The organism is Microcoleus sp. PH2017_12_PCY_D_A (assembly GCF_020738565.1).
Lineage (GTDB): Bacteria > Cyanobacteriota > Cyanobacteriia > Cyanobacteriales > Microcoleaceae > Microcoleus.
This window is the reverse complement of the sequence record NZ_JAEQCI010000200.1, coordinates 1-6,018: the sequence shown is the minus strand read 5'-3', so window position 1 is coordinate 6,018 and position 6,018 is coordinate 1. Positions and strand designations below refer to the sequence as shown.

Here is a 6,018-nt window from a genome sequence, read left to right as displayed (position 1 = left end):
GGTGCGCACTGCGCACCTTGCCGCTAGTTGGTAGTGAGGAATTCAGTCCGAGCGAGTTTTTGGCTCCGACTGAATTCCGAACGATCAAACGTTGAAAATTGAAAATTGAAAATGGTATGAGGATTATTCGGATGCAACCAGTATTTAAGTTTCAGCCAATTTCCTTTAGCTGGGTAGCGGTTCACCCCCAGCCAAAAGGTGTTATTCAATTTATAGGTGGCACTTTTTTTGGCACTTTTCCAACTCTATTTTACAGACATTTTTTAAAAGAGTTGTTTGCCGACGGCTATACAATTGTGGCTTTGCCGTTTAGGTTTAGTTTTCGCCACTGGCCGATCGCAGTTAGTTTATTGCAAGAACAGGAGATACTTAGGAAAGAACTAACGGAAGTTGCGAAAAAATTGGGTTGGGAGTCGGATATTTATCAAGAGCGATCGAGCTATTTTTGGGTGGGTCACAGTTTGGGATGCAAGTACATCGCTATTTTAGAGTTTTTAAGCGATGCCAATTGGCAAAATATTGCGAATCAATGTTATGGCCAAGATGAAAACCGACAAATTCAAAAGTTAATCTATAATAGCAGTATCGAGACACCTTCAATTAAAGGTCAACCGTCTTTATTAATTGCTCCCGATATCAGCAACACCGAGAGTGCAATTCCGATTCGCTCGCTCGCAGTGCTGTTAGACAAACTCGGTTTGGGAGTGCGGCCGACAAGAGCTGAAACCCAATGTTTTATTGCTAGCAGTTCTTTGTTTAATTTAACTGCACTGATTTCTTTCGATCGAGATGACATAGCAGGCTCAGTCAGGGATATTGACCAAGGTTTGGAAGTACAAAAAAATAGCGATGTGCTGTGGTTTGTTGAACAATTGAAAGCTAGAGATTTACCAGTTTTAACTCGGGAAATAGAAGGCACTCATTTATCCCCTATCGCTATCGAAACTGGCAATTATATTGTTGGGTTAAATCATTTTAATGCCTTCATCAAGCCGATTAAATACCGATTTCTTGAAGCTGAATGCGTTAAATTTTTAAGCGCTTTGAAGCTCAAGTCCGCATCCAAGGTCGATCGATAATATCACATCCGATTGCACGATCGAGCGACGGGACACAATGTAATATTTTTTACAGCGGAAGTTCGATCGCAAATTCTGTTCCTTCACCCACCGCAGAGTGGCAGCTTAACTTACCGCTGTGGGTTCTTCTACGATAGACTTAGCGATCGCCAATCCCAACCCAGTCCCCTTGCCAACCTCTTTGGTAGTAAACAAATAGTCAAATACGCGGGATTTTACTGAGTCAGATATACCGTTGCCGTTATCTTTGATACGAATTGCTACGGTTGAAAGGTCGATCGACATTTGAGTAGAAATGATAATTCGCCCAGGTTGGGCCTCTAGCTGGGCATAGGTTCGTCCAATGCTCGCTGCATCCAAAGCATCGATCGCATTGGCGAGAATATTCATAAACACCTGATTTAATTGTCCGGGGAAACAATTAATCGCTGGCACATCGCCGTAGTTAGCAATCACTTCAATTGCTGGACGCAGATTATTTGCCTTGAGGCGATGGCGCAGAATTAGGATAGTGCTATCGATACCTTCATGTAAGTTAAATTTTTGCTTGACATCGCTGTCAGCGCGGGAGAAAGTGCAGAGACTTTTACTGATTGATGTAATGCGAGCGCCCCCATCTTTCATGGCTCTGATTAACTTTGGCAAATCTTCCCGCAGATATTCTAGATCGATCGTGTCTAGAGATGCCTCAATTGTCGGGCCGGGTTCGGGGAACTGTTGGCGATACAGATCGATCAAATCAAATACATCGTTAATGCTATCTTCCACAGCACTGACATTACCTACGACACAAGCAATGGGATTGTTAATTTCATGAGCAACGCCCGCCACCAGTTGTCCCAGAGTGGAGAGTTTTTCTTGCTGCACCAATTGCAATTGGGCTTTCTCCAACTCATCGGTACGTTCTGCAACTCGTTGTTCTAAGGTGTCGGCGAGCTGCTTGAGGTGCCAGTGAACTTTCACCCTTGCTAATACTTCCTGGGGTTCAAAAGGTTTGGTAATGTAGTCCACCGCCCCCAAGGACAAGCCTTTGATTTTATTTTCCGTATCTGCCAAAGCCGTCATAAAAATTATGGGGATACCTTGAGTAGCGGGGTCTGCTTGGAGGCGGCGGCAGGCTTCAAAACCGTCCATTTTGGGCATTTGCACGTCGAGTAAAATTAGAGCTGGCTGAGCATAGGCCACCATAGCTAGGGCTTCTTCGCCATCCACTGCCATGGGAATTTTGTAGTTTTCAGATTTTAAGGTTTTGGAGAGGATAGACAAGTTGGCTGGATTGTCATCCACAATCAAAATAAAAGGACTGGTTGAGTCAATCATAGTTTCTAATGCTACACATTAAGCGAGATACTGCTGAATAAATGCCCGCAGTTGTTTGAGCTCGCACGCCTCCGCAAGCTGGATAAGTTCTCGGACAAAAGCGGCAGTATCCCCATCTGGGATTTGCTGGGCGATTTCGATCGCCCCATCGAGATCGCCGACTTTGGCTAGTTGAGAAAGTTGGGTTAAAATGGCGTGAGATGGTGGCTTAATTTCTCGATCGACATCAGGCTGAGAAAGTCGATCGCCTTTCTTCTCTTGGTAAATCCAGTCGGCGTTGCTGATTGACAGTATGAATTATGTTCTGCACAAAGACTCAAAGGCGTAAAGAGTCTGTTTTGGGCTCAAGCATGAAAACCCTGAATTCATACTCAAGTTCAGCAACGCCGGTAAATCCAGTCTAACTCTAAATACTTTTGCAATTGTTCTAGCAATATTTCAGCTTGAATGGGTTTGGGTAAGAAATCATTGCCGCCCGCTTTAATGCTATTGTGGCGATCGATCTCAAAGACACTAGCCGAAGAAACCAGCACGATGTGATGTTGTAGTTCTGGATGCGATCGCAAATTATGCAAAAACTGGAATCCGGTAGTGCCCTGAAGGAAAGGATCGAAGTAAACTTAAGCTACTATTAGAGACAAGTGTTTGCCCTAGTATGATATGACAGTATTCATTCATTGTTGCCCACGTTGTGGTTCAAAAGAAGTCAGTCGTAACGGTCAGACTCGGCATCGGAAGCAAAACTACAAATGTCGAGAATGTGGTCGTCAATTTGTTCTAAATCCGACAGGTCAAGCGATTACCAAGGAACAACAGGAATTAATGTCACGGATGCTAAAAGAACGTATTTCTCAGGCAGGAATTGCTCGGGTGCTACAAGTATCATAAGATACTGTGCAGCGCTACGTAAATGCTCTCTTCTGTTGTTGAAAAGAAGCAAGTGGAGGTCAGCCCCAAGCCAAAAAAGCGCTTGAGTGTTCAGATGGATGAGTTATGGTCGGCAAGTTGATAATAAAGGAAATCAGCAGTGGGTATGGCTTGCATTGGATGCCGAGACTAGGGAAATTGTTGGTGTACATATTGGGGATCGTAGTGCAGTATCAGCTCAAGCTTTATGGAATTCAATGCCACCAGTTTACCGTCAATGTGCAGTAATTTATACTGATCATTGGAGTGCCTATGATTCTGTATTACAAGCGTAAACGTCATCGCGCCGTGTAGATAAAGATAGTGGTTGTACGAGCTATATCGAACGATTTAACTGCACCATTCGACAACGAGTATCAAGGGTTGGTGAGAAAGAGTTTATCCTTATCTAAAAAATTGGAAAATCCTATTGCAGCAATTTGGCGTTTTGTGCATCATTATAATGCTAATTTACAACTCTAGATACCTGTTTTAATTTGAATTCGGTTTTGTTCCGATCCTTCCCTTCAGGGCACTACCCACAATTTGAGTTATATAAAATAGTCTATTTAGTATTGTTCTATTCTAATTTTGATTGCTACGCTGTAATTTAGAACACAAGCCTGTGCGATCGTATATTCCAGATTTATCAGTCCCTCCTTCGCTCGAACTAGCCTTTAAGAAGGCTAACGCCTACGTTTGTGTAGTTTGACCTCACGCCTCAAATGACGGGCGCTTCGGCACATACGAGTTATCGGTCGATCGCGGTTGAAACCGCCGTTTTATCTAAAATAGGAATACGAATGATAAATTCTGTACCGTGCCCTAGGGTTGATTCTACATCTAAAGTCCCTCCGTGGGTTGTTTCTACAATCTGTCGGGCGATCGCCAATCCCAATCCCGTCCCCTTCCCAACCTCTTTGGTAGTAAACAAGTGGTCGAATATCCGCAATCTTACTGGCTCTGACATCCCCGGGCCGTTATCTTTGATACGAATTGTTACAGTTTGCAAGTCGATCGACCTGGAAGTACAAATCATAATTTGCTTAGGTTCAGCCTGTAATTGGGCCCATGTTTGCCCAACGCACGCTGCATCCAAAGCATCGATCGCGTTAGCGAGAATATTCATAAACACTTGATTTAATTGTCCGAAAAAACACTTGACAAGCGGCAAATTACCGTAGTTTTTTACAATCTCAATTGCCGGACGTTTATCATTAGCTTTGAGGCGGTATTTCAAAATCAACAGCGTACTGTCAATCCCTTCGTGGAGGTTGCAAGCGACTTTTTCGGCGGTATCGGCTCGGGAAAAAGTGCGGAGGGTCGTGCTAATCTCGCGAATCCGCTGCGATGCTATTTTCATCGACGGGATTAGCTTCGGCAAGTCTTCGACGAGGAATTCTAAGTCAATATCTTCGGCATGATCGGTGACGGATGGCGCCGGTTCGGGATAATGTTCTTGATAGCATTGAAGGTGGGCGAGCAAGTCTTGAATGTATTCTTCGGCGTTGTTGACGCTGGCTGTGATAAAGCCAATCGGATTGTTGATTTCGTGCGCTACACCGGCTACTAAATTGCCCAAAGTTGCCATTTTTTCGTTTTGGATCGTTTGCAGTTGGGCTTGTTGCAGATCTTCGAGCGATCGCTCTAATTGCTGCGCGTAATCTTGGGATTGTTTGTAAAGGCGGGCATTTTCCAGAGAAATCGCGGCTTGGGCGCACAAAAGTTGCACGACTTCGAGGCGCGAGCCAGTAAATGCGCCAATCGTTAATTGATTTTCCAAATACAGCAACCCGATTAATTTACCCTGATACAAAATCGGCTCGCACAGCACGCTTTTGGGCTGTTGCTGCACGAAATACGAGTCAGCAATAAAATCGGTTCCTGCTGTCGCATCATCCAGCACGACGGTTTTTAAGGTGCGTTTAACATAGTCGATCAGTGTGATGGGAAGCGATTCGCCCTTTTCTAACGGCACTGATAGCAAGGTAACGCTTTCGTTCAGGTTTGCTAGGGCTTCCACAGCCAGAGTGCCATCTTTGAGCAACAGCAAAGCCGCCTTTTTTGCCCCGGCATTTTCCATCACAAGCTGCATTAAAGTGCAAAGCAATTGCTTTAGTTGAATTTGACTCGATAAAGCTTGCGATGCTTTGAAAATGGTGGCAAAATCGAGGGATTCAGAAATGCTGCTGCTGCTAGAGCGGGTTGTTTGGATAGTTCGATCGCTCAATGAAGATTTATCGACTTGAAACCGGGTTTCGCCCAGCAGAGGGCGAGATTGCTGGGGCTGCAATATGGGAATCAGCAGTTGGGGATAGCGGGTTTCTAAGTCATCGGTTTTAGCTTTAGCACCCCAGCGGGCGTAGCAGTAGTAAGCTTGCTGCATATAGGCTTCAGCGACTTTTTCCTTGCCCCAGCCGAGGTAAAATTTAGCTGTGAGTTCCTGGGCTAAGGCTTCTTCTTGGATGTAATCGTTTTCTTTGGCGAGGTGAATTGCGCGATCGTACATTTCTATTGCTTCCATCTTTTGATTGAGCACTCGATGTTTCTCTGCATCAACCAAGCATAATTTGTGCAAAAAATTCATCGGTGCGTGATTTGCCCAGTGCTGCATCGGGTCTTCTGGGTTTGCGGTGATAAGAAAAGCTAATTAGAAAAGCAAGCTAATAGTCGATCTCGAAAATTGTCGAAATTAACAAATCCATAGGCTTGA

4 protein-coding genes and 1 pseudogene are annotated in these 6,018 nt (G+C 44.5%); 2 read left to right on the top strand and 3 right to left on the bottom strand.

Annotated elements, in window-relative coordinates:
* Positions 1-131: 131 nt before the first annotated feature.
* The gene (locus tag JGK39_RS32240; RefSeq protein ID WP_293260420.1) at positions 132-1,079 is read left to right on the top strand and encodes a DUF1350 family protein; all 948 of its coding nucleotides are present in this window, start codon (positions 132-134) and stop codon (positions 1,077-1,079) included.
* Between the two features lie 105 nt (positions 1,080-1,184).
* On the opposite strand, the gene JGK39_RS32235 is transcribed toward JGK39_RS32240, so the two are convergent.
* Together JGK39_RS32235 and JGK39_RS32230 are read right to left on the bottom strand one after the other, a co-directional pair.
* Positions 1,185-2,399, bottom strand: coding sequence for a response regulator (locus JGK39_RS32235; protein ID WP_366048881.1), 1,215 nt, complete (start codon positions 2,397-2,399; stop codon positions 1,185-1,187).
* A gap of 377 nt (positions 2,400-2,776) precedes the next feature.
* Complete coding sequence (locus JGK39_RS32230; RefSeq protein WP_366048882.1) at positions 2,777-2,974, bottom strand: hypothetical protein; 198 nt, start codon at positions 2,972-2,974, stop codon at positions 2,777-2,779.
* Between the two features lie 85 nt (positions 2,975-3,059).
* On the opposite strand from JGK39_RS32230, the pseudogene JGK39_RS32225 reads away from it, so the two are divergent.
* Positions 3,060-3,788, top strand: a pseudogene (locus JGK39_RS32225) (IS1 family transposase).
* A gap of 268 nt (positions 3,789-4,056) precedes the next feature.
* Here the strand turns inward: JGK39_RS32225 and JGK39_RS32220 are convergent.
* Entirely contained in the window at positions 4,057-5,919 is a 1,863-nt protein-coding gene (locus JGK39_RS32220; protein WP_293296625.1) for an ATP-binding protein, read from the bottom strand.
* Positions 5,920-6,018: the final 99 nt, after the last annotated feature.

Excerpts from the sequence above, each read along its gene's own strand:
- JGK39_RS32240 (WP_293260420.1), top strand. The coding sequence starts at position 132 with ATGCAACCAGTATTTAAGTTTCAGCCAATTTCCTTTAGCTGGGTAGCG.
- JGK39_RS32235 (WP_366048881.1), bottom strand. The coding sequence starts at position 2,399 with ATGATTGACTCAACCAGTCCTTTTATTTTGATTGTGGATGACAATCCA.
- JGK39_RS32220 (WP_293296625.1), bottom strand. The coding sequence starts at position 5,919 with ATGCAGCACTGGGCAAATCACGCACCGATGAATTTTTTGCACAAATTA.